Raw genomic sequence first — 23,706 nt, forward strand, 5'->3', positions numbered from 1 at the left:
TCAATGTCGATCTACATGCCGACCCTCAAGCAGCTCCAATATCTGGTTGCGCTGAAGGAACATGGCCACTTCGGGCGTGCGGCGGATGCGTGCTTCGTCACCCAGTCGACGCTCTCCGCCGGCATTCGCGAACTTGAATCGCTGATCGGCGTCACCTTGGTCGAGCGGACCCGCCGTATCGTGCGCTTCACGGCGCTGGGCGACCGCATCGTCACCAAAGCCCACCGGGTGCTGCGCGAGGCCGAAGAACTGGCCGCTATCGCGCAGGCATCCGGCACGCCACTGGTCGGCGAATTGCGGATGAGCGTCATCCCCACCATCGCGCCGTTTCTCCTCCCCCGGCTGCTGCCCAGACTGCGCGAGGAGCGCCCGGCGCTGCAGCTTTATCTGCGCGAGGAAACCAGCCATGCGGCGCTCGACTCGTTGCGCCACGGCCATGCCGATTGCGTGCTGCTCGCCCTGCCCTTTCCCTGCGGCGATGCGGAAATCGAGGTGCTGTTCGACGATGCACTGTTCGTCGCCTTCCCCAAGGACGATCCACGCGATCCGCCGGCCCTGATCACGCCCGAGATGATCGACGGCAACCGCCTGCTGCTGCTGGAGGATGGCCACTGCCTGAAGGAACATGCGCTGGCTGCTTGCAACCGCGCGGAGCTGCGCACCGAGGCGACCATCACGGGCACGTCGCTGCATACGCTGGTGCAGATGGTCGATAATGGTCTGGGCCTGACCTTGCTGCCGGACATGGCGATAAGGGGCGGCATTCTTGCCAACACCAAGATCACTGCGCGGCCGATCCAGTCGCCGAGCGCCCATCGCGAGATCGCCCTGGTCTGGCGGCGCAACTCGCCACGGGAAGCCGACTTCCGATTGATGGCGGACATTCTGCGCAACGCCGCGACCAGCCAGCAGGAGACAGCTGAGGCCGCCTGAGCGCGGCGGCCGTCAGATCGGGTCCAGCCGCCCCTGCCGCCAGATCGCCGCGCGCGCGTCGTCGGCACCTTTCGCCTCGACCCAGCCGGCCGAGCCGTCATGCCGGATTTCCTGCTTCCAGAAAGGCGCTGAGACTTTCAGCCAGTCGATGAGAAACGCACAGGATTCGAGCGCGGCGACCCGGTGGGCGGAGGCGGTGCCGACGAAGACGATCCGCGCGCCAACCGGCAGTTCGCCGAACCGGTGGATGACCGTCACGCCGAGCAACGGCCAGCGGGCGCAGGCCTCTTCGACCACCGCTCCGATCTGTGCTTGCGTCATCGCGGGATAATGCTCGAGCCGGAGCGCGCGCAGCCCGCCATCATCGCGTACCAGCCCAGTAAAGCTCGCGATCCCGCCACCATCCAGCCCTTCCAGCCGAGCCAACTCACGACCGGGATCGAAATCCTCCGCCGTGACGCTCAGCGAGATCGAGGGCGTGGCGTCAGCCACCGGTCACGGGCGGAAAGATCGCCAGCTCGCGCGCCTGGCCGACGGCAGTGTCCAAGGGCACAAACTTCTGGTCCAGCGCCGCGCGCAGACACGCCCTGTCCGCAAAGGCCGCCGCATGGCCGGCGCTGCCGGCTGACAGGGCATCGAGAAGCTGCGCCACGGTCGTATCGGGCGAGGGCACGGGCTGCTGCTCTTCGTCCAGACCGATCCGCTCGCGCACCCAGGCGAAATAGAGAATCGTGATGTCGGCCATGATCAGACCGTCATGTGCTTGAGGCCGGCGCGCAGATAATCCCAGCCGGTGAGCAAGGTCAGCAACGCTGCCGCCCACAAGGTGACGAGGCCGGCAAGCTGGATGAACGCAATGTGCGGCAATCCGCCCGCCAGAATGAGCGCACCCAGTGAAACAAGCTGAAACGCCGTCTTCCACTTGGCGAGGCGCGACACCGGGACGGAAATCCGCAGGCCCGCGAGAAACTCCCGCAGGCCGGAGACCGCAATCTCCCGCAGCAGGATCACCAGCGCCGCGATGATATGGACGCCGTTGATGTTCTGGTTGGCACACAGGATGAGAATCACCGCGCCGATCATGATCTTGTCCGCGATCGGATCGAGAAACACGCCCAGCTTGGAGACCGTGCCCTGCGCGCGGGCGAGATAGCCATCGAAATAATCGGTGATGCCCATCAGGCAGTAGAGCCCGAAAGCCGCGAGATAGCCGAGGCGCCAGGCGTGGACAGACTCGGCCGGCCACAAAAGGGCGACGAGCAGGGGCACCGCGAGAATCCGCGAGAGGGTCAGAATGTTTGGCAAGAACTTCACGACAATGCGGGTGCCACAGCCGTTCAGCGCAGACAAGGGGCTGCACGATGCGGCATCCAATGTCTTTTCACCTGCCCATTTCGCCGCTAGAAGCCCGGCGACGGCACGAGTCCGGCCGGATCACAAGAGTTCACGCACTTATGCAGGCATCCCTGCGGCTGCTCGGCCACCGGAAGTTTCTGCCCCTGTTCGTCACTCAGTTCCTCGGGGCCTTCAACGATAATCTCTTCAAGACTGCGATGATCCTGTTCGCGACCTATGGCGTGTTTCAGGACCCGCAGCAGGAATCGGCGTTCAATGCGGTCGCGACCGGGCTGTTCGTGCTGCCCTTCTTCCTGCTCTCGGCGCTCTCCGGCCAGCTTGCGGACAATATCGACAAGTCCAGGATCATCCGCACGGTCAAGCTCGCGGAAATCCTGATCATGACGGTCGGTGCGGCCGGCCTGCTGGTGAGCGCGCGGCACCCGATGACCGGCGTTGGCCTCATGCTGACCGCATTGCTGGCGATGGGCGTTCACTCGACCTTCTTCGGGCCGATCAAATATGCGATTCTCCCTCAGCATCTGGAGCGGGATCAGGTGCTCGGCGGGACGGGGCTCGTCGAAGCCGGCACCTATATCGCCATTCTGACCGGGACGATCGTCGCGGGCTGGATCAGCCCTACCGCCGCGGCGTGCGGCGTCCTCATCATCGCGATGATCGGCTACCTCTCGGGCCGCATGGTGCCGCCCGCCCCGCGCGTCGGGCCGCCGATCGACATGGATTACAATATCTTCCGGGCCTCCTGGCGCCTGATCTCGGCAACCATGCACATCCGCCGCCTGTTCCTGGCGATCATGTCGATCAGCTTCTTCTGGATGATCGCCACGGTGCTGGTCATCATCTTCCCGCCGCTGGTGAAGAACGAGTTCACCGCGACCAAGGAAGTGGCGAGCATGTTCCTCGCGATCTTCTCGATCGGCGTGGCGGTGGGCTCGGTGGCGGTCAACCGCCTGCTCGGTGGCGTCGTCTCGGCCCGTTACTCGCCCATCTCCGTGCTGATGATGGCCGGCTTCATCTGGTTCTTCTCCTATGCTTCCGGCGACTGGGTGCGCGCGCCTGCCGATACGCTCTATACGGTCCGCGATTTTCTCGCCGCACCACATAGCTGGCGCATCGTGATCGCTTTGTTCGGCATCGCGACGTTCGGCGGCATGTTCGTCGTGCCGCTCTACGCCTTCCTCACCACCACAGTGAGCAAGGACCAGACCGCCCGGACGGTCGCCGCCAACAATGTCGTCAACTCAGGCGCGATGGTGTTCGGCGCGCTCGTCATCATGGCCGCGACCAGCGCGGGCCTAAGCAACCGGGAAGCACTGCTTATTATGTGCGGCATGTGCGGCATCTGCGCCCTGCTGGCGCTGAAGCTTCACCGGGCGTGTGAAGCGGACCTGGCAGCCGCGCGGGAAGCCGGCGGCCGCTGAGTCCTCACACGATGAACGTGTAGGCGACCGTAAAGAACGCCGCGAAGCTCAGCACAAACAACTTCCAGTCCTTGTCTTCGTCCGGCGCTGACCGGGCTTGCGACGTCGCGTCCGGCGCAGGCCGGAACACATGGCGGGGAAGCGACTGGCGAAACGGATGTCTCGCCTCTTCGTGAGTCAGAACGGGGGCGCCTCTCATAGTTAAGAACTGTTAACCATTCTGACCCGACAGGGAAGCCCGGAAGATGGTTAACGCGCCATGCGGCACCCCGAAGCGCAAATTTGCGGTGAAATTTTACCGACTTCGCCTCCAACCGTCTCAAAAACGGACCCAGTTCCAAGATGATAAACTTTTCATCAATTATATTTGGCCAACGTCCGGACACGAACCCTCGAACCGTCTCGCGCTCATTAATCCGGAGTTTCGCCCCGTCATGGTCAAGCAGAGCAAGTGGGCCACGCCCCTCCTCATCACTCTTCTGACCACCGCCTGCGGAGGCGGTGGAGCGGGCGGCGTCAATTCCACGCCGACTCCTACGCCGACTCCCACGGCCACCCCGACACCGACGCCGGCCCCGACGCCTACCCCCACGCCGACACCTACGCCGACGCCCACGCCGACCCCCACCCCGACCCCGGCGCCCGCCCCCAGCCCGAACCCGATTGCCGGGCCGAATACGAGCCTGATGGGGCCGCTGCAGAGCCAGACGTTCACCAGCAATGGCGGCAATCTTTCCGGGCGCTTCTATGCCGATGAGCGGCCGGTCGAGAATGGCCAGTCGGCCCGGGGCACGCTCTCGATCTCCTATAACGCCGCCACGCAGAGCTATTCCATCGCCACGGCCAACCGCAGCGCCACCTTCGCCCCAGCCGATCTGGTCGCGTCCGGATCCCCGGCGTTTATCAGCTTCCAGAAGCTCGGCACGACCAGCGAGGCGCTGACGCTGACACGGCCCGGCACATCGGGAGAACTCACCTATCGTTATGTCGGCGGCGGCGCGTGGGAGCGCGCCACGGTCTCCGGTAACACCCTCGACTTCACCTATGATCCGTTCACTTATGGCATCCAGACGCCTGCCGGCCAGCTCCAGCCATCCGGCACCGGGCGTTATGCCGTGAGCCTCGTCGGTGCGCGGGCGATCGATTCTCCCTTTGCGGTCGCGGGGAGCGGCGCCCTGCAGATCGACTTCCAGAGCGGCGCCCTGACCAGCAGCGGCGTGCTGACCACGATTGACGTGGACACCGGCCTCATCAAGGGCATCGGCGCCTATTTCGGTGAGGCAGCGCTGACCAGCGGTACCACCGCCTTTTCCGGCAACTTCTTCATGGATGATGGCAAGCGCTTCAACGGCGGTTGGGACGGCCGCTTCTACGGCCCCAATGGCGAGGAAGTTGGCGCGACCTGGTATCTCTACAGCGCCGATGGCGAGGTGACCGCCGGCTATATGCTGGGCCGGCAGGACAGCACGGTGGCCGGGCTGAACATGTCGCTCACCGCCCTGCAGTTCGACGACAGCTTCGAGCACCGGTTCAGCCAGCTCCGCCTGACCGATACGGGCAGCGGAAACAGCGCGAACAATGCAGCGCTGCTGCGCTCCAACGGGCTGTTCACCTACAACGCCGCGCAAGGCAGCTACCGTTATCAGGATAGCGACCGGGGCATCGACACGACATTCGGCTCCGCCAGCCTGGACTCGGCGGCCTCCTCGAATGCGCTCGCGGTCTACAAGATCACCGGCGGGGATGGCCTGTCCTACACGCTCTCGCTCAACAAGGCCGGCGCGGGCAACACCGCCATTGCGCTCAGCTATGCGAGCTTCGGCCGGTGGGAGCGCGCGCAAGCACCGGGCAGCGACCGGCTCGACCGCTGGTTCGCCTGGGGAATCCGCACCAACGGCTTCCAGATCCCGACCGGATCGGGCAGCTTCACGGGCATCATTCGCGGCACGGCGGCGCAGTTCGGCGGCGGCGCGACCTATGCGCTGAGCGGAACGAGCAACTTCGCCGTCAATTTCGGCGCCGGCACATTTACCGGCTCGCTCAACCCGATCGGCAAGAGCAATTTCGACGGCAGCACCCGCAATTTCGGCACGTTTACCTTCGACCGCGGAGTCATGGACATCGACGCCGGACTGACGGCGGACGTCGTGAACGGCAGCAATGCCTATCTCGGCTTCTTCGAGGGGGCTCTCTACGGCCCGACAGCGACGGAGATCGGCGGCACCTTCGGCTTCCAGACCGCGCCGGGCGATACCAGCAGCACATATTATCTAAGCGGCGCGACGGTGGGCAAACGCACCAATTGATTTGTCCATAGCGCACCGGCAAGGGCCTGCCATGACATTGCGACGACTGAGCTGGCTGGGGCTGATTCCAGGCCTGTGCCTGCATGCCCCACTGGAAGCGCAGGCTCAGGCCCAACCGCCCGCTGGCAGCACGCCGACTGTTTCCCAAGACGCCCGGTCCATCTCCGGCCTCAATGCCGCGCAGCTGTTCGACCTCGCCGATCAGGCGCGCGTCGCGGGGCGGCTGGAGGATGCCGAGACCATCTATCGTGCGCTCGCCCGCGATCCCGATCTCAAGGTCCGCTCCGAAGCGCGCTTTCGCCTGGGCATGATGCTCGATGAGCAGGGCCGGCAGACCGATGCCGCCCTCGCCTTCCGCTCTATCTTGGATGAGGAGCCGGGCGCGACCCGCGTGCGGCTGGAACTCGCGCGCGTGCTGGCGGCGATGGGCGATGAAAGCCGCGCCCGCCAGCAATTGCGGCAGGCGCAAGCCAATGGCTTGCCGCCGGACGTGCAGCAGGTGGTGGATCGGTTCGCCGCGGCACTGCGCTCCAACCGGCACTTCGGCGGCAATTTCGAGCTGGCCATGGCGCCGGACAGCAACATCAACCGCGCCACCGATGCCAAGGAGCTGGATACGGTCATCGCCCCGCTCACGCTGGATGAGGATGCGCGGGAGCAATCGGGCATTGGCCTGCGCCTCTCAGGGCAGGTCTATGCCCGTGTCGGGCTGGGCCAGGGACTGACGCTGGTGCCGCGGCTCTCGGGCGATGGCACCTTCTATCGCGCCAGTCAGTTCAACGACCTTTCCGGCAGTGCCCTGCTGGGGCTGGAGTGGCAGCACGGCCGCAGCCGCCTCATGCCTTCTGCCGGCGTCACCTGGCGCACTTATGGCGGCAAGGCTTATGCTCGCACGGAGACGGCCGATCTCCGCTGGACGCAGCGCATCGGGCGGCGGGCGCAAAGCGATGTCGGCTTTTCCTACGGCCGGTCCCATTACAATCGCAACGCCCTGCAGGATGGCGCGCTCTACAATCTGAGCGCCGGCATCGAGCGCGCGCTGTCTGCCCGCAGCGGCGTCGGCATTCAGCTGAGCGGCACGCGGCAGACCGCGCGCGATCCCGGCTATGCGACCGCCTCGGGCGGGGCGACCTTGCTCGGCTGGCGGGACATGGGCCGAACGACCCTGTTCGCCAATGCCACGGTGCGGCGGCTCGAAGCCGATGCCCGGCTGGCTCTGTTCCCGGAGCGCCGCAAGGAGTGGTTTCTGCGCGGATCGGTCGGCGCGACCTTCCGCCAGATCGAGGTGGCAGGCTTCTCGCCGGTCGTGCGGCTGGCCTATGAGCGCAATATCTCGACGGTCGGCATCTACGATTATCGGCGCACGACCGCGGATCTGGGCATCACCCGCGCCTTCTGACTCTGCCCCATGCGGTGGGGCGTGACGGCGCGCGGGAAAGGGTGTAACGGCTCGCCCATGCCTCGTTTGCTCGCCTCGATCCATGATGTGACGCCGCATTTTGAAAGCGAAGTCGATGCGCTGTTCGACCGCCTCAGCGGCCTGCTCGGTGGTCCGCGCATCGCCATGCTGGTGGTGCCCGATTTCGAAGACAAGGCGCCGCTCGCCGGCAATGCCGCCTTTGCCGGCAAATTGCGCCGTTGGGCCGATGCCGGGGTGGAAATGTTCCTGCACGGCTGGTGCCACCGCGACGATGCCCGCGAAAAGGGCTTCATGCAGAAGCACATGACGGCCGGCGCCGGTGAGTTCGCGCAGCTCTCGCGGGAGGAAGCGCGTCGCCGGCTGGAGCGTGGTCGCCCGATCGTGGAGGACGCCATCGGCCGGCCCGTCACCGGGTTCATCGCCCCGGCCTGGCTCTACTCGCAGGACAGCCTGCAGGCGCTCGCCGATTGCGGCTTCCCGCTCGCCGAGGATCATCTCAAGGTCTGGCAGCCGGAAACGGGCCGCGTCGTCGCCAAGGGGCCTGTGATCACTTGGGCCAGCCGCACGAAGGGACGGATCGCCAGTTCGCTGATGGTCGCCGCCGCCGCCCGCGCCGCGCCCTGGACGCTGCCCAATGCCCGCATCGCGGTGCATCCGCCGGACACGACCGTACCCGCTTTGCTCGACAGCATCGACGCGACCTACAGCAAGTTCATGCGCACCCACACGCCCGCGCGCTATGCGGATCTTGCCGCCTGATGGCTGAGCCACGGCCGTTGCTCGTCCTGAGCGTGCTCCACAGCCTCGAACCGGGCGGGGTCGAGCGCGATCTGCTGCGCTTTACCAAGGCCTGGCGAGAGGCTGGGCTCGATGCCCGCATCGCGCTTGGCCGGTGGGAAGGCCGGCTGCAGGAAGAGGCGCCGGACGTCCCCTATATCATCCCGCCCCGGGGCCGGCTCGCGCGGATCGAGACCGAGAGCCTGTGGATGATGCTCAAGCTGCCCGGCATCGTGCGGCGGTTAAAGCCCGATGTGCTGTTCTTCCCCAGCAACGGGCTGATGGCGGTGGCTGCGGTCACCCGGCTCGTCCTTGGCAAGAGCTGCCCGCCCATTGTGCTGCGCCCGAGCAACAGCCTCGACGAGCGCCACAGCAGCCCGCTGCGGCGGCGGCTGAGCCGGTTCATCATGCACAGCCACAGCCATATCTATGCGGCTGTCGTCGCAATGGCGCCGCCGGTTCGTGACGAGATCGAAACCGAGATGGGAGTCCCGCCCGAGCGGATCGGCATCATTCACAATGCCTCGATGACGGCGGCGGTGGCGCAGCGTCTGGCCAGTCTGCGCGACGCCACGCCCCGCAATCACCCGGGCCGGCATTTCCTCGGCGTGGGGCGCCTCTTCCCGCAAAAGAACTTCGAGCTGCTGCTGGATGCGTTCGCGCGGATCGCGCAGCCGGACGACCGGCTGACGATTGTGGGCGAAGGCCCGCTCCGCGCCGCGCTGGAAGCCAAGGCGCAAGCGCTCGGCGTCGCCACGCAGCTTAGCCTTCCCGGCCATCACAACCCTGTCGACCCCTGGTTTGCGCAAGCCGATGCCTTCATCCTCTCCTCGGACTTCGAAGGCGTGCCCGCAGTGGTCGCGGAAGCGCTGGCCGCCGCGATCCCCATCGTCGCGACGGATTGCACCATCGCCATGCCGATGATGATGGAGGATGTGGGCACGCTGGTTCCGATCAAGGATGTCTCGGCTCTCGCCGCCGCCATGGACCGCGTGTGCGACCAGAAGCCGCAGATATCCGCCATGCGCGCGCGTGCATCGCTGTTCACGATGGAGGCGACGCTAGAGAAGTGGATCGCCCTCTTCCGCCGTGTTGTGGGGAAATAGACTTTGACCCCGGCCAGATTGTTGCTATCCGCAGCGCGGACGCGATCGGGCCTTATCAAGTAAGCAAACACACATGCAGACACCAGCCCCTGCTCCGTCGAGCGACGATCCTTCCAAAGACCCGATCCCGCTTCCTGTCCGCCAGACCTCGTGGTGGGTGTGGATCACCCCGGCGCTGTCCATTGCCATTCTTGCGGTTGTCATCTGGCAGTTCCGCTCGTTCCGCCTTGACGATCTGTTGCAGACCATCCCGGCCGATCCGTTGTTCTGGGTCGCCTTTTTCGGCTATTATTTCACCGGCCTGGCCTTCGATTTCACCATCTTCCGCTGGCTCTGGCATATTCCGGGCGAAGGCCTCATCGCCCTTGCGCGCAAGAACGTCACCAACGAGCTGATCGTAGACTATCTCGGTGAGGCCTATTTCTACAGCTGGGCCCGCAAGAAGATCAAAATGGAGGGCTCGCCTTTCGGCGCCGTCAAGGACGTCGCGATCCTCTCCGCCGTGGTGTCCAACATCTTCACGCTTGCGATGATGGCCTTGGTCTATCCTTATGCGAAGAGCCTGAACCTCGGCATCACCAGTTCCGCCCTGGCCGCATCGGTCGGCGTCATCATGGTCGTCTCCCTGCTGGTCTTCGTGTTCAGCAAGCGCATCTTCAGCCTGACGCGCACGCAACTCTGGGCCATTTCCGGCCTGCATTTCGCGCGACTGCTGGTCGGCAACGTCCTGCTCGCGGTGGTGTGGAGCCTAGCCCTGCCGGACGTGGCGCTGGGCTGGTGGCTGGTGCTGGCCACCGTGCGGATGCTGCTCTCGCGCCTGCCGCTGATCAGCAACAAGGATATCATCTTCGCAGCGGTCGCCGTGTTCGCGGTCGGGCAAGACAGCGAGATCCACATTCTCATCGCGCTCATCACCACCCTTATCCTGCTGACCCATCTCGTCATCGGTGCGGTGCTGGCCATCGGTGATCTCGCCACGATCAGGGTTGGCAGAAAAGAAAAGCGGGCCTGATGGCAGGATCGCGCGACAAGGTGGACGCCATGTGCGCCCGCGCCGGGTGACATCCATGCGCATTGTGGATGTCGCCGCCTTCTACACGCCCTATGGCGGTGGCGTAAAAACCTACATCGATCGCAAGCTTCTCGCCGGACCTGCGGCGGGGCATGAAGTGGTGGTGATCGCCCCAGGGCCGGGTTTCCGCGTTGAGGATCATGGCCCCAATGCCCGGATCATCTACCTGGAAAACCCTCAATTTCCGCTGGACCGGCGTTACCATTATTTCCGCGACGTCGACACGTTGCACGATACGCTGAGCCAACTCGAGCCCCACGTCGTCGAATGCTCCTCGCCCTGGCGCAGCGCCCGCTTTGTTGGCGAGTGGCCAGGCAAAGCACCGCGAGCGCTGGTGATGCATGCCGATCCCATGTCGGCTTATGCCTATCGCTGGTTCGATCCTTTCCTGCCTCGTCCGGCCATTGACCGCGCTTTCGGCATGTTCTGGCGTCACCTCAAGCGGATGGACCAGCTGTTCGACGGCTCGATCACGACTGGCGAAGACCAGACCAATCGCCTGCTGGCGGGTGGGATGAAACGGGTCGTGACCAACCCCATGGGCGTCCAGCCCGGCATTTTCTCTCCGGACTTTCGTGATGAAGACCTGCGCGCTCGCCTCCTTGCGCGCTGCGACCTGCCGCCCGAAGCAACGCTGCTGCTGGGGGCTGGGCGGCACGGCCCGGAGAAGCGCTGGCCTATGGTGATCCAGGCCGTGACCATGGCGGGGAACAAGGCGCCGGTCGGCCTCGTGATTGCCGGCGATGGGCGCGATCGCGCGCGTGTGGCCCGCGCCGCCGCGCAAATCCCGCACGTCCATCTGCTCTCACCAATCTCGGACAGGCAGGCAGTCGCGCGTCTTTTCGCCAGCTGCGATGCCCTGATCCATGGCTGCGAAGCGGAGGTGTTCTGCACCGTTGGCGGTGAGGCGCGCGCGGCCGGCCTGCCCCTTATCATGCCGGATCGTGGCGGCGCGGCGGATCACGCCCGCTTGTGCGAAGGGTGGCTGTACAAGTCAGCCGATCCAACAGCCGCAGCCAAGGCGATCCTGGACTTCATTGCCACGCCCAAGGAAGAGGTGCGCGCCAAAGCCCTCCATTATGCGCAACATGTGCGCACCATCGACGAGCATTTCGCCGATCTGTTCGCTTATTATCAGCAGCTCGTCGACAACCCCGTCGTGCGACGGACGGGCACGCTGGCGGCCTGACTCGCGAGGGCGGCTAGCCCAGCCCTCCCCCTTGCCGCTACTTCTTCAGCGGGCCAAAGCAGACCAGACTGCGACGATACTGCATGGTGACGTTAATCGTGGTCGGGCCGTTGCCGACGGTCGCCCGCGCATCGCGGCCCTTGGGCTGGCCCCAGCACAGCTTGGGATCACCCGGAAAAGCGACGCCATCTACCGACAGGCCGAGCTTGCGGTTGGAATCGCGATCGTGCAGCAGGCTCAGCGTGTAGGTGCCCGCGCTCGGCGCGCGGATGCAGAGCACGACCGGGCCGCTGGCCGGCACCTTCATCTCGGCGCGACGGAAGGGCTTGCCCGCCATGAGCAGGACATTGTCGTCGGCGAGGAAATCCTCGTCACTATTGGGATAAAGCTCAACGCGAACCAGACCCTGACGGTCCTTCAGCCCGTTGATGTTGATCATATAGGCCGGGCCGCTTTCATTAGCGCGGCAGCGCCCTTCGGCCATCCCCAGCGTGGGGCTGGACGGGATATATTGCGGCGATCCTGCGGCCGCCGCCGCGGCAAGCAACACACTCAGTGTCATCAGCACTCATTCTCCTGCACCGGGCAGAGCCCGCACCGCATGGCGCGGGATCCGCACTGGCTCAAACTACCAAAGGCCCGGCTCAAAGCCGGTACCGACAAGGGCGCAGACGCCCGTTGCGACAAGCTGAAAGCCTATCTGCATGACATCATCCGGCTCGGCAATGCCTGACTGGCACGGACAGTTACAGCGTCAGCGCGTCCGTGAACCGTTACAATGCCGCGCCGACCTGAAAGATCCATGGCATGATGCGCCTGAACACAGGATGGATCGGCCCTTGTTCGCCCCTTGTTGGAGCGGCTACCGGATGCTGCGCTTGATGGTCAGATATGCGACCAGGTGACTCTCGCGATGCCGCAGCTCGCGCTCATAGGGCATCAGCGAGCGCCGGTCCGGATCGTAGAAGTCGCGCACGCGCCGCTTGCCGCCATCCAGCAGGTTTTCGCTGCCGAGGGTCACCGTCCAACGAGGATTCGGGCGATATTCGACAAAGGCGGCGACATTGGGCGCGATCCCCCGGTTGAAGTCCACCTCGTCGATCCGATAGCTGTCCGACCCGCTATTGCCGGTCATGCTCGTGCCCCAGGCGAAGCGGCCCAGATCCTGCCGGAAGCGCGCCTCGTAGTAGAAGGGCGCATAGCCGGAAAAGGGGCGGTAGCGCAGCGTGTACGGATCCCGCACGGAGGTATCGATGTAGGAGCCATAAAGGGTGAGCCGCCCGCCTTTGACGCCCAGCCGGGAGAGCGGCAGATCGATATTGGCCGCCGCGCTGAACTGGGTGCCGTCGCCCAGATTGCCCGGTGCATCGAAGCCCTCCGGCGTCGGCACGCGGTCCTGAACCTTGGCAATGAAATCATAGCCCAGATCGAGCGTGATGCGCCCGTCTCGGGGCAAAGCGCGATCGACGCTCAGCTTGAACTCCCAGGCCCGCTGCGGGAGGAGATCGGGATTGCCGCTGTTCACCCGGTCCGCCGATAGCTCCGCGGCGCTGACGAAATCCTCGAAATCGAGCTGGGCCACGGTCCGTTCGGCGCTGATCTGGCTGTGCCAGGCGCCGTGGCGCCAATCCAGCGCGATCTTGGGCTTGACGAAATCGAGAGTCCGACGGGCGCTGACATCGCCCCTTACGCTGAGGCGCGAGCGTTCATAGGCAAGGCCCAAATCGATCCGCAGCCGGGATGACAGTGGCCGGCCCGCATTGGCGAAGGCCTCGCCGCGATCCTCCGTCACCACGGCATGGCTGACAGGCAGATCATAGACAGTGACCGCTCCATCGGGATCGACGGAAAACAGATCCACTTGGCCATCCAGCCGGGTGCGGACGCCCTCCACGCCTGTCTCGACCGTCCAGCCGGAGAATGCCGTGCCGCTCCAGCTCACGCGCGCCAGCGTCTCGTCCCGCCAGTCGTGCTGATTCTGAAAGAGGCCGCCCAGATCGTCCCCTGCCAGACTGGCCTCGGTCGCCTGATCGCGCAGGCTGCGATATCGCCGGGAGGCCAGACCGAGCAGCTTGATGCCACCAGAACCGAGCGGCCGGGTGATGTCGCCGCTCACTTCCATGGTGCGGGTAAACCAACGCTGCACAAGGGCGTCGTTGCGCTCGGATCCGTCAGCGGATTGCACGAAACTGCTTTGCGTCAGGTCATCATAATTGAGGTTGAGACTGGCGCTGAGATTGACCGTGCGATGCTCCCCCTCGTTCAACGTCCACCGCACAGAGCCGGAGGGCTGGGGATTGCGGAAGCGGCTGAACTTCTCGCGATACTCCTGCTCGGCCCCGCCGGGCAGCGCGACCAGCTGGTCGAACCCCTCCTCCGATGTCGCAGCATTTTTTACGGCGAGTGCGACGTTGAAGGTCGATGCGCCCCGATTCCACAGCGCGGAGATGCTGCCTTCAGGAAGGATCGCGCCGCGATATTCCCGGCGCAAGGTCGCCTCGGCTGTCGCTGCAAGCCCGCCCTCCTGCGACAGCACGACATTGGCGACCAGCGCGCGACCGGCATAGTCCGTCCCGAACCGATCGCCCGAGGCAAGTTCGATGCGGACGACGCGGGCGGCGGGTATGCGCGAGAGCAGCGTGCCGAGCGTCTCGCTCTTGGCATTGGGCCGTCGGCCATTGATCACGACATTGCCTGCCGCCTGCCGAAAACCGCGAATCTCGGCATCGCCCTCGTCCAGCGTGAAGCCGGGCACCAGGGAGATCATCTCCAGCGCATTGCTGGGTGCGGAGGGGCTAAAAAAAGCGGCCTCGTAAACGGAGCCGCGCGATTGGTCTGCAGGCTGCCCCTGTGCCGCCGCTGGCACAGCTGCACCGGCCAGACACGCATATCCAAAGATCAGCCACTTGCGGCGTGACAAACCAGATCCCCCAAGGCGATACCCACACCGGCTCTCGGGAAGCCGACCGGCCTGCTCGCTCCCACAGGCCAAGTCCCTCATTATGGTTAACAATTCCTCATGTCATGGCCCGAAGATGCACCTTGCCAAGAAAGCATGAGGGATGTGGCAATCAGATCATAGCCTGCTAAGGAATTTGCGCGTTAAGCGGCAAGGCCCAGCTCTTTATCGGTCGCGGGGCGCCCCCATTTGTCTCGGGGAGGCATGGGGCGGTTGCGCCAGTCGAAATCCGGGGAGAAGCTGGAGATGGCGCGCCCTTCGGGAATGCGGCCGTTGCCCCCGCCCTGGCTGTAATCATAATAGAGCTTGATCAGCTCTTCATGGCTGCGGTGCTGGGCGGCCGGATGCGCGACGCAGGCTGCGCGCCAGCGCAACACCCGGTCGAACTGGGCGGGCACCGCATAATCTTCGTAATATTCGAGGAACCACAGCCGCTTGAACATCGGCGTGAAGGCGACCTCCGCCCAGCCGAAGCGATCCTCGAACAGAAAGTCCGCGCCGGTGGCGTAGCGGCGCAGGAAAGCATCCACCTTGCCGAACTCCGCGTCCACAGCCGCGCGCATGTCCTCACGCTTGTCCGCATCGCGGTTGAGGATCATGCGGTAACCCGCGCCCGAGAACGGGCCGGACAGCTCCGCCAGCATTCCCTCGACGGCGTGGTGGAACGGGTCGGGATGCGCGACGGCAGGCTGCGGGTATCGCTGCTCAAGATAGCGCAGGATGACCATGCTCTCCTTGAGGCTCTCGCCATTCTCTACATCGAGCAGCGGCAGCGCCGTGGTGCCGCCGCTCTTTGCCAGCAGCCAGTCCGGGCGCGGCTTGGAGATGTCGATCTCGACATCCTTCAGCGCCACGCCCTTGAGCGACATCATGATCTCGATGCGCTCCGAGAAGGGGCAGCCGGGAATGTGGTAGATAGTGAGATCCTGCGTCATTGCCCGGTCCGCCTTCTTATCCTTGATGTATGACCGCCGCCCGGTTCAGGCGGCGGGCTGCGGCTTGGCCTTGAGCAGATCCTCGCTCTTGGCCTTCTCGAACATCGCCTTGATCGCCGGACGCTCGTTGATGCGCGCCAGCCAGTCGCACAGGCCGGGCGTCTTCTGCTCGTTCACATAGTCGCCGAAAAAGCCGCCGGGACGCTGCAGGCCATTGGCAATGGCGAAATTGCAGATGTCCGCCAGGCTGAAGCCGCTGTCGACCAGATAATCCTGCTTGGAGAGCGTCTCCTCCAGCCGCTGGACCGACACGCCGACCTTGCGGAACTCCTCGTCCAGCATTTCCTGCGGGAACCCGTTGCGGGCGCGGCGCCACTTCACCTGCTGCTCGGGAATGGTCACCTTGTTGGTGACATGATCCTCGAACTCCTCGTCGGTCATCTTCTGGGCGATCGCCTTGATGCCGAATGCCCAGCCGATGGTGGAGACGCACCAGCAGAAATACTCGTCCACCCACTTGGTCCACACGCGCATTTCCGCGCGCTTGAACGGATCGGCGGGGCGCAGCGATGTGCCGGCTTCCGGAAACACGTCTTCAAGATATTCGCAGATCACGGTGGATTCGGTGACGACCTGGCCATCATGCCAGAGCGCCGGCACCTGGCCGCGCGGGTTGATCTTCTTGAACCAGTCCGAATGCTGCTCGAATTTGGCCGGGTCCACGAACACCGGCTCGAATTCGAGGCTCTTCTCATAGAGCGTCGCGAGCGGCTTGAGCGAATTGGCGCCGGGGCCAAAGCTGTACAATTTGAGGGTCATGTCTCTCTCCGATAGTTCTTAGCGCAACCATGGCTCCGCATGGCGCCCCAGCGCAATTCGATCGCGCAATGCGATTATTCGCCCTTCTTGCCGTCGGCGAAGACGCGCGTGCGGTCGCGACCCCAGTTGATCAACGCCTCGGTGCGCAGACGCGCGCCCTCCGGGTCGCTCTCGATCGGCGCGACGGACTCGATGATCGCCTGGAAATGTTTCTCCAGCCCCTCGCGCACTTCCGGATAGGGAATGATGTAGAGCGCGTTTTCTTGAATGCCCCTCATGATCGCCTCGCCCAGCTTCTCGGGATCGAGCCCGTGCTGGTGGATCGAGTGCAGGGAGGCGATGGAATCGTCATTCTCGACATAGCCGCTCGACCCGAACTTCTCAGGACGCAGGCGGCTCGCCTCGGCAATGTTGGAGCGGATATTGGCCGGCGTGCAGACCGAGACGCCAATATCATATTGCGCCAGACCCTGCCGGTAGCCTTCCATCAGGTTGATGCTGGCCGCCTTTGCCGCCGAATAAGGACCGGCCAGCGCGCTGCCCATGAACCCGCCGAGCGAGGACACGGTCACGATATGCCCCGGCACGCCGGCCGCGATCATGCGCGGGACGAAGGTGACCATGCCGTTGATGACGCCGCCGAGATTGACGCCGACAATCCAGTCAAAGTCATCATAGGTCGTCTTCTCGATCGGCCCAAAGCTGTTGACGCCAGCGGTGTTGGACAGGATCGTCGGTGCGCGCCCGAAAACGGATTCGACCTCGTCCGCTGCCTTCGCATAGGCGTCGCGGTCCATGATATCGAGCTTGATGCCGTGGGCGCGGATGCCCTCTGCCCGCAGCTTCTCAAGGGCGACGTCGATAGCTTCCGCGCGCACATCGGCAATAACAATCTCAGCGCCGGCGCGTCCGAAAACGGTTGCCTGGCCGAAGCCGGCACCCGAAGCGCCACCGGTGATGAAAGCCAGCTGGCCCTTTAAATCCTTCATGCAATCCACTCCTCGCTCCGGTCATCCGACGGGAGACTGACCTGTTATGCCCATCAGGGTGTTCCGTGCTGCTGCGCAAGGCCGCCGGCCCTTCGCTTTGCGCGGAATGATTCCCCATTCCGCGCCCGGTTTTCACTCAATGCCGGACAATGTCAACAATGAGTCGCCGCTGCGCGCGGTCGACGAGGAGCGTGAAGCGGCGACCGTTGGGCAAGTCCGCCTCATAATGGACGAAGCCGGTCTTGGCCGATTCCCAGTCGGCAACGCTCATATCCGCCCCGTCCGCCCGCGACCAGCGTCCCGGCTCGGGAAATGTCTCAAACGCATCGAGATCCGCCGCGCGCGCGGCGGAGAGCGCGCAGGCAAAGGCTTCCAGTGCGGTATCGCGATCGTGCCAGGCAATCCAGGAGAGCGGATTATCCTGCGCGTATGCGTTGTTATTGCCCTGCTGGGTCCGGCCAAATTCATCGCCGGCCGTCAGCATGATCGTGCCTGACGAGGCAAAGAGCGTCGCAAGCAAGGCCCGCAGATCATCCCCGCGCGCCGCGATCACGGCGGGATCGTCACTCGGCCCCTCGACACCGTGATTCCAGCTGAAATTCTCGCCATGCCCGTCGCAATTATGCTCACCATTGGCGAGATTGTGGCGATGGACATACGCCACGGTATCGGCGAGCGTGAAGCCGTCATGAGACGCCAGAAAATTGACGCTCCGGCTCGGCTTGCCGAAGATATCCGATGATCCGGCGAGGCGCGTGACGAACGCGCCGATCCCGCCGTCGCCACGCCAGAAGCGGCGCACATCGTCGCGATACCGGTCGTTCCACTCCAGCCAACTCTCAGGAAAGCGGCCGAGCTGATAGCCGTCCGCGCCGATATCCCATGGCTCTGCGATCAGAACCCGATCCGCCAGCCAAGGGTCGCGCGCGATCTCATCGAAGATTGGCGCCTGCGGGTCGAAGGCCGGGCCGCGCGCCAGCACCGGCGCGAGATCGAAGCGGAAGCCATCCACGCCCGCCTCGCGCACGAAGCGCCGCAACGTCTCCAGCGTGAGCGCCCGCACGGCAGGCTGAGTAAAGTCAAGCGTGTTGCCGGTGCCGGCGACGTTGACGAGGTTGCCATCGGCCTCCAGCGCATAATAGCTCCGCTCGCCCAAGCCGCGCATCGACAGGGTCGGCCCGATCCGGTCGCTCTCACCAGTGTGGTTGAACACAAGGTCGAGAATGACGCCGATGCCGGCCTGGTGCAGGCACGCCACCGTTTCGCGCAATTCCGCCATGCCGCCGGGACAAAGCCGGGGATCGAGGGCCATGGGCGCGATCGGGTTGTAGCCCCAGGCATTGGCCAACCCACGCGCGACCAGATGCCGCTCATCGATCCAGGCGACGATCGGCATCAGTTCGATCGCGCCGACATGCAGCTTCTGGAGATGCGCGATGACCGCCGGGTGTGCAAGCGCCGCCACCGTGCCACGCAGCGCGGGCGGCACGTCCGGGTGCAGCATGGTGAAACCGCGCACGTTCAACTCGTAGATCAGGGCGCCCCTGCGAAAGTGCGGCGGCGCCGGCGGGAGATCGGCGAACGGCGCGGTGACGACGCTGCGCGGCACCAGCGGCGCCGTCTCTACGCCGCGCTCGGCAAGCTGGGGATCGTAGACAAAAGGCCGATCAATGGCGCTCGCCCAGGGATCGACCAGCAGCTTGGCGGGATCGAAGCACAGCCCCTGCTCCGGCGCCCATGGGCCGTCGGCGCGAAAGCCATAACGCTGGCCGGCGGCAACCCCGGCAATCTGCGCCTGCCAGACATCGCCCTGTTGGGCCATGGCATGGCGATGCTCGCATCCGTCATTGTCGAACAGGCACAAAGTGACGGCAGTGGCGTCGGGTGCCCAGACGGAGAATGTCGCCCCCTCGCGGGTGAGGTGAACGCCGTACATTCAGGCCCTGAACGCCTGCGAAGCAAAGGCGCGCCGCCTCATGTCACGACATCCGGGGCATTGCGGCCCGTGTGGCGCGCGATACAAGCAATGGCCTCCGCCGCCGCGATCAGCTCCGCCAGCATGGCGGGCGTTTCTTCATCCAGCGCCCCGCCGACCGGCTCGTAACGCTCCAGATAGACGCGCAGCGTCGCGCCTTCCGTGCCCGTGCCGGAGAGACGAAACACCACGCGCGAACCGCCCTCGAACAGCACGCGCAGGCCCTGATTGGCACTGACCGAGCCATCGACCGGATCGGCGTAAGAGAAGCTGTCCGCCGCCGCGACGGTGAGCGCGCCGAAGCGCGCACCGGGCAGCGCGGGGAGCGCCGCCGTCAGCGCTTCGATGAGCGCATTGGCCTTTTCCGTCTCGATGCCTTCATAATCGTGCCGCGCATAATAATTGCGGCCAAAGCGCGCCCAATGATCGCGGGCCAGGGCATCGACGCTGATCTTCCGCTCGGCAAGGATGTTGAGCCAGAGCAGCACGGCCCACACCCCGTCCTTCTCGCGGACATGATCGCTGCCCGTGCCGGCGCTTTCCTCGCCGCAGATGGTCGCCATGCCGGCATCCAGCAGATTGCCGAAGAATTTCCAGCCGGTCGGCGTCTCGAAGCTCGGGATGCCGAGCGCTTCCGCCACGCGATCCGCCGCCGCGCTGGTCGGCATGGAGCGGGCAATGCCCTTGAGGCCGCCGCGATAGCCCTTGGCGAGATGGGCGTTGGCCGCCAGCATCGCCAGCGAATCCGACGGCGTGACGAAGCGCCCCTTGCCGATGATCAGGTTGCGGTCGCCATCGCCATCCGACGCGGCGCCGAAATCGGGGGCGTCCCCGCTCATCATCAGATCGTACAGCACCTTGGCGTGGACGAGATTGGGGTCCGGGTGATGATGGCCAAAGTCCTCCAGCGGTGTGCCATTGCGGACGGTGCCGGGCGCAAAGCCCAGGCGTCGCTCGAAAATCTCGGTCGCATAAGGGCCGGTGACCGCGCTCATCGCATCGAAGGCGTGCGTGAAACCGCCAGCGGCCATGGCGCGAATGGCGGCGAAGTCGAACAGCTCCTCCATGAGATCGGCATAATCGGCCACAGGATCGACTACCTCGACCGCCATGCCGCCGACCGTGACGGTGCCCAGCGCATCGAGATCGATGTCGCCCGCTTCCACCATCTGCCACTGGCTAATGGTCTGCGTGCGCGCGTAGATCGCCTCGGTCACTTTCTCCGGCGCCGGCCCGCCATTGGAGACATTATACTTGATGCCGAAATCCTCGTCTGGCCCGCCGGGATTGTGGCTGGCGGAGAGGATGAGCCCGCCCAGCGCGCCATATTTGCGAATGAGGTGGCTGGCGGCTGGCGTCGAGAGGATGCCACCCTGCCCCACCATCACCTTCGCAAAGCCATTGGCGGCGGCCATGCGGATCGTCTGCTGGATGACCGTGCGGTTATGATAGCGCCCGTCGCCACCAACGACGAGTAGCGCGCCATCCTTGCCATCAATCGCATCGAAGACCGACTGGACGAAATTCTCGGCATAATTGGCCTGCTGGAACACCCGCACCTTCTTGCGCAGGCCGGATGTGCCGGGCTTCTGGCCTTCGAACGGCGTAGTGGGGACGCGCGTAATCGTCATCTCTGCTCCTTGAGTTGCCGGTAGAGCGCAGCATAGGCAGCGCCGCTCCGTCCCCAGCTATTGTCCGTTTTCATCCCCGCCTGCTGGATCTGTTGCCAGCGCGCTCCCGCCCCATAAAGGCGGATCGTGCGGCTGATCGCGGCTGCAAGGCCTTGATAATCGACCGGCGAGAACAGCACGCCGGTGGCTGCCCCCGCGTTCATGGCAGCCTCATTGGCGTCGATCACCGTATCGCCCAGCCCGCCGGTGCGCGCGACGACCGGCACGCAGCCATAAGCCAGACCGTAAAGCTGCGTGAGACCGCAGGGCTCGAACCGGGAGGGAATGAGGATCGCATCGCCCCCGCCCTGCATCAGATGGGCGAGCGGCTCATCATAGCCGATGCGGATGCCGACGCGACCGGGGTGGCGGCCGGCGGCGGCATGGAGTCCGGCCTCGATCGCCGCATCGCCACTGCCCAGCACCGCGAGCCTGCCGCCGAGGCCAACGAGGTGATCGATCACCTCCAGCAGCACGTCCATGCCCTTCTGCCAGGTCAGCCGCGTGATGACGACGAACAGCGGGCCATCGCCGCTCTCCAGCCCAAACGCAGCCTCGACCGCGCGCTTGTTCGCGACGCGCCCGGAGAGGTCATCCGCCGTGAACGGCGCGGCCAGCGCCGCATCCTTGGCCGGATTCCACTCGGCGGTATCGATGCCGTTGACGATGCCATGCATCCGGTCCTGCCGGCCAAGGACCAGCCCCTCCAGCCCCATGCCGAATTCGGGCCGCCGGATCTCCTCTGCATAGCCGGGACTCACGGTGGTGATCGCATCGGCGAGGACCAGCCCCGCCTTCAGCATCCCCACGCCTCCATGATATTCCACGCCCTCGATCGACCATGCGACCGGCGGCAGGTCCAGCCGGGCAAAGAAAGCCGCGTCGAACCAGCCTTGGAATGCCATGTTGTGGATGGTCATCACGCTGGCGGGTCTGGTCGCCGGATCACCGGAATAGACCAGATAGGCCGGCGCGAGCCCGGCCTGCCAATCATGCGCGTGGAGCACATCGAACGGCTTGAGCCCTGCGCGCCCGGCGGCGAGATCGGCTGCGGCCTTGGCGAAGGCGGCAAAGCGCAGGCCGTTGTCCAGCCAGTCCCGCCCCATGGCATCGGCATAGGGTCCGCCATCGCGCTCGAAAAAGCCGGGGGCATCGAGCACCAGCAGCGGGCGCCCCTCATGCTTGGCAGCGAGAATGCGCGCCGGCGTGCCGAGCAGCGAGTCATAGCGGAAGACGGTGCGCTTGCGCGGCAGGGCCTTCAAGACGGAGGGGTAGCCCGGCAGAAAGCGCGTCATCGCCACGCCATGCGGCGCCACGGCCGCCGGCAAGGCCCCGGCCACATCGGCAAGGCCGCCGGTCTTGATGAGCGGCCAGCATTCGGACGCGGCGGAGAGGACGGAAAGCTCTGTCATGTTCGTAACAACCCGATGGACGGCGACGTGCCTTAAGGCAAAGGATGAAAAATCCGGTTCGACACGCGCAAGTGCTGCGCGCGGCCCTAGACGCTAGTCCAGCCGGTCGATCATCGCCTTGGTGATCAGACAGATGCCGCTTTCCGTGCGGCGAAACCGCTGCCCGTCCAGGCCCGGATCTTCGCCGACGACCAGACCTTCCGGAATGCGGACGCCGCTATCGATGATGCACCGCTTGAGCCGCGCACCGCGACCGATGTTGCAATAAGGCAGGATCACCGCCTCCTTGACGCTGGCGAAGCTGCCCATCTTCACGCCGGTGAACAGCAGGCTGCGATGCGCCTCGGCGCCCGAGACGATACAATCCTGCGAGATGAGCGAACTCACCGCCATGCCCCGGCGGCCTTCCTCATCATGCACGAACTTGGCCGGCGCGGCGATGATCTGGTCGGTCCAGATCGGCCAGTCGCGATCGTACATGTTGAGCTTGGGCACCACGTCGGTCAGGTCGATATTGGCTTCCCAATACGCATCGAGCGTGCCGACATCGCGCCAATATTCCTCGATCTGCTCGGCGGCGCGGATCGCGCTCGATGAAAACAGATGGGCGACGGCTTTGCCGTGCTTGACGATATAGGGGATGATGTCCCCGCCGAAATCGCGCTTGCTTTCCGGATCGTCGGCATCGCGGCGGAGTTGCTCGAAGAGAAATTCGGTCGTGAAGACATAGATGCCCATCGAGGCGAGCGCGACATCTGGCTTGCCGGGCATGGCTGGCGGGTCGGCGGGCTTCTCGAGGAAGCTGGTGATCTGGCCCTTGTCATCGACATGCATGACGCCAAAGGCTGTCGCCTGCATGCGCGGCACTTCCAGGCAGCCGACGGTGACATCGGCATTTTCCTGCACATGCTGCTGCAGCATGAGCTCATAATCCATCTTGTAGATGTGATCGCCGGCCAGGATGACGATATATTTGGGCGCGTGGCTGGCGATGATGTCGATGTTCTGGAACACCGCGTCGGCCGTGCCCTCATACCAGTGAAACTCGTCGATGCGCTGCGAGGCGGGCAGGATGTCGAAGCTCTCGTTGCGCTCGGGACGCAGGAAGTTCCAGGCGCGCTGCATGTGGCGGATGAGCGAGTGGGCCTTGTACTGCGTCGCCACCCCGATGCGCCTGATGCCGCTATTAATCGCATTGGAGAGCGCGAAATCGATGATGCGGGACATGCCGCCGAAATAGACCGCAGGCTTCGCGCGATTGTCGGTCAGTTCCATCAGGCGGCTGCCGCGCCCGCCGGCCAAGACATAAGCCATCGCATCGCGTGCCAGAGGTTGTTTGCGGCCTTCTCTTTGTGTCACCTGTTCCC

22 protein-coding genes are annotated in these 23,706 nt (G+C 64.8%); 9 read left to right on the top strand and 13 right to left on the bottom strand.

Annotated features, from left to right (window positions below):
• Nucleotides 1–3: 3 nt before the first annotated feature.
• On the top strand, nt 4–933 hold the full coding sequence (locus M2341_RS12120; RefSeq protein ID WP_181560151.1) for a hydrogen peroxide-inducible genes activator: 930 nt from the start codon (nt 4–6) through the stop codon (nt 931–933).
• Nucleotides 934–945: 12 nt separating this feature from the next.
• Here the strand turns inward: M2341_RS12120 and M2341_RS12125 are convergent, their stop codons facing one another.
• The 3 genes from M2341_RS12125 to pgsA are packed head-to-tail and all read right to left on the bottom strand — an operon-like array spanning nt 946 to nt 2,283.
• Nucleotides 946–1,425, bottom strand: a complete 480-nt coding sequence (locus M2341_RS12125; RefSeq protein ID WP_264585413.1) for a molybdenum cofactor biosynthesis protein MoaE — start codon at nt 1,423–1,425, stop codon at nt 946–948.
• Entirely contained in the window at nt 1,418–1,678 is a 261-nt protein-coding gene (gene moaD, locus M2341_RS12130; protein ID WP_264585414.1) for a molybdopterin converting factor subunit 1, read from the bottom strand. Before moaD ends, M2341_RS12125 begins: the two co-directional genes overlap by 8 nt.
• Before the next feature lie 2 nt (nt 1,679–1,680).
• Complete coding sequence (pgsA, locus tag M2341_RS12135; protein WP_413715497.1) at nt 1,681–2,283, bottom strand: CDP-diacylglycerol--glycerol-3-phosphate 3-phosphatidyltransferase; 603 nt, start codon at nt 2,281–2,283, stop codon at nt 1,681–1,683.
• A gap of 104 nt (nt 2,284–2,387) precedes the next feature.
• On the opposite strand from pgsA, the gene M2341_RS12140 reads away from it, so the two are divergent.
• Nucleotides 2,388–3,710 (top strand): MFS transporter, encoded by a 1,323-nt coding sequence (locus tag M2341_RS12140; RefSeq protein WP_264585415.1) that lies wholly within the window; start codon nt 2,388–2,390, stop codon nt 3,708–3,710.
• Nucleotides 3,711–3,714: 4 nt separating this feature from the next.
• Here M2341_RS12140 and M2341_RS12145 read toward each other — a convergent pair whose 3' ends face one another.
• A complete protein-coding gene (locus M2341_RS12145; RefSeq protein WP_264585416.1) occupies nt 3,715–3,909 on the bottom strand; it encodes a hypothetical protein in 195 nt (64 codons plus the stop codon).
• A gap of 235 nt (nt 3,910–4,144) precedes the next feature.
• Between M2341_RS12145 and M2341_RS12150 the strand changes: the two genes are divergently transcribed.
• From M2341_RS12150 to M2341_RS12175, 6 genes are all read left to right on the top strand, one after another.
• Nucleotides 4,145–6,016, top strand: a complete 1,872-nt coding sequence (locus tag M2341_RS12150; protein WP_264585417.1) for a transferrin-binding protein-like solute binding protein — start codon at nt 4,145–4,147, stop codon at nt 6,014–6,016.
• 31 nt (nt 6,017–6,047) lie between these two features.
• Entirely contained in the window at nt 6,048–7,415 is a 1,368-nt protein-coding gene (locus M2341_RS12155; RefSeq protein ID WP_264585418.1) for a surface lipoprotein assembly modifier, read from the top strand.
• Between the two features lie 57 nt (nt 7,416–7,472).
• Nucleotides 7,473–8,195, top strand: a complete 723-nt coding sequence (locus M2341_RS12160; protein WP_264585419.1) for a DUF2334 domain-containing protein — start codon at nt 7,473–7,475, stop codon at nt 8,193–8,195.
• Nucleotides 8,195–9,319 carry a glycosyltransferase gene (locus M2341_RS12165; RefSeq protein WP_264585420.1) on the top strand — a complete coding sequence of 375 codons (1,125 nt, stop codon included), beginning with the start codon at nt 8,195–8,197 and terminating at the stop codon, nt 9,317–9,319. Before M2341_RS12160 ends, M2341_RS12165 begins: the two co-directional genes overlap by 1 nt.
• Before the next feature lie 73 nt (nt 9,320–9,392).
• Nucleotides 9,393–10,331 carry a hypothetical protein gene (locus M2341_RS12170; protein ID WP_264585421.1) on the top strand — a complete coding sequence of 313 codons (939 nt, stop codon included), beginning with the start codon at nt 9,393–9,395 and terminating at the stop codon, nt 10,329–10,331.
• Nucleotides 10,332–10,386: 55 nt separating this feature from the next.
• Nucleotides 10,387–11,580, top strand: coding sequence for a glycosyltransferase (locus M2341_RS12175; RefSeq protein WP_264585422.1), 1,194 nt, complete (start codon nt 10,387–10,389; stop codon nt 11,578–11,580).
• Between the two features lie 37 nt (nt 11,581–11,617).
• On the opposite strand, the gene M2341_RS12180 is transcribed toward M2341_RS12175, so the two are convergent.
• Complete coding sequence (locus M2341_RS12180) at nt 11,618–12,142, bottom strand: DUF2141 domain-containing protein (RefSeq protein ID WP_181560162.1); 525 nt, start codon at nt 12,140–12,142, stop codon at nt 11,618–11,620.
• Nucleotides 12,143–12,181: 39 nt separating this feature from the next.
• Here M2341_RS12180 and M2341_RS12185 point away from each other — a divergent pair, with 39 nt between their 5' ends.
• The gene (locus M2341_RS12185; RefSeq protein ID WP_264585423.1) at nt 12,182–12,313 is read left to right on the top strand and encodes a hypothetical protein; all 132 of its coding nucleotides are present in this window, start codon (nt 12,182–12,184) and stop codon (nt 12,311–12,313) included.
• Between the two features lie 129 nt (nt 12,314–12,442).
• Here the strand turns inward: M2341_RS12185 and M2341_RS12190 are convergent, their stop codons facing one another.
• From M2341_RS12190 to glgC, 8 genes are all read right to left on the bottom strand, one after another.
• On the bottom strand, nt 12,443–14,347 hold the full coding sequence (locus M2341_RS12190) for a TonB-dependent receptor (protein ID WP_264585424.1): 1,905 nt from the start codon (nt 14,345–14,347) through the stop codon (nt 12,443–12,445).
• A gap of 335 nt (nt 14,348–14,682) precedes the next feature.
• The gene (locus tag M2341_RS12195; protein WP_264585425.1) at nt 14,683–15,474 is read right to left on the bottom strand and encodes a glutathione S-transferase family protein; all 792 of its coding nucleotides are present in this window, start codon (nt 15,472–15,474) and stop codon (nt 14,683–14,685) included.
• A gap of 45 nt (nt 15,475–15,519) precedes the next feature.
• Nucleotides 15,520–16,293: a glutathione S-transferase family protein gene (locus M2341_RS12200; protein WP_264585426.1), complete on the bottom strand. Its 774-nt coding sequence runs from the start codon at nt 16,291–16,293 to the stop codon at nt 15,520–15,522.
• 74 nt (nt 16,294–16,367) lie between these two features.
• Complete coding sequence (locus M2341_RS12205; RefSeq protein WP_264585427.1) at nt 16,368–17,282, bottom strand: SDR family NAD(P)-dependent oxidoreductase; 915 nt, start codon at nt 17,280–17,282, stop codon at nt 16,368–16,370.
• A 136-nt stretch (nt 17,283–17,418) separates the two neighbouring features.
• Nucleotides 17,419–19,218 carry a glycogen debranching protein GlgX gene (gene glgX, locus M2341_RS12210; RefSeq protein WP_264585428.1) on the bottom strand — a complete coding sequence of 600 codons (1,800 nt, stop codon included), beginning with the start codon at nt 19,216–19,218 and terminating at the stop codon, nt 17,419–17,421.
• Nucleotides 19,219–19,256: 38 nt separating this feature from the next.
• Nucleotides 19,257–20,888: an alpha-D-glucose phosphate-specific phosphoglucomutase gene (locus tag M2341_RS12215; RefSeq protein ID WP_264585429.1), complete on the bottom strand. Its 1,632-nt coding sequence runs from the start codon at nt 20,886–20,888 to the stop codon at nt 19,257–19,259.
• Nucleotides 20,885–22,339: a glycogen synthase GlgA gene (gene glgA / locus M2341_RS12220; protein ID WP_264585430.1), complete on the bottom strand. Its 1,455-nt coding sequence runs from the start codon at nt 22,337–22,339 to the stop codon at nt 20,885–20,887. Before glgA ends, M2341_RS12215 begins: the two co-directional genes overlap by 4 nt.
• A gap of 93 nt (nt 22,340–22,432) precedes the next feature.
• Nucleotides 22,433–23,698 (bottom strand): glucose-1-phosphate adenylyltransferase, encoded by a 1,266-nt coding sequence (gene glgC / locus M2341_RS12225; RefSeq protein WP_264570843.1) that lies wholly within the window; start codon nt 23,696–23,698, stop codon nt 22,433–22,435.
• Nucleotides 23,699–23,706 lie beyond the last annotated feature (8 nt).

Source organism: Sphingobium sp. B7D2B (assembly GCF_025961895.1).
Classification (GTDB): Bacteria; Pseudomonadota; Alphaproteobacteria; order Sphingomonadales; family Sphingomonadaceae; genus Sphingobium.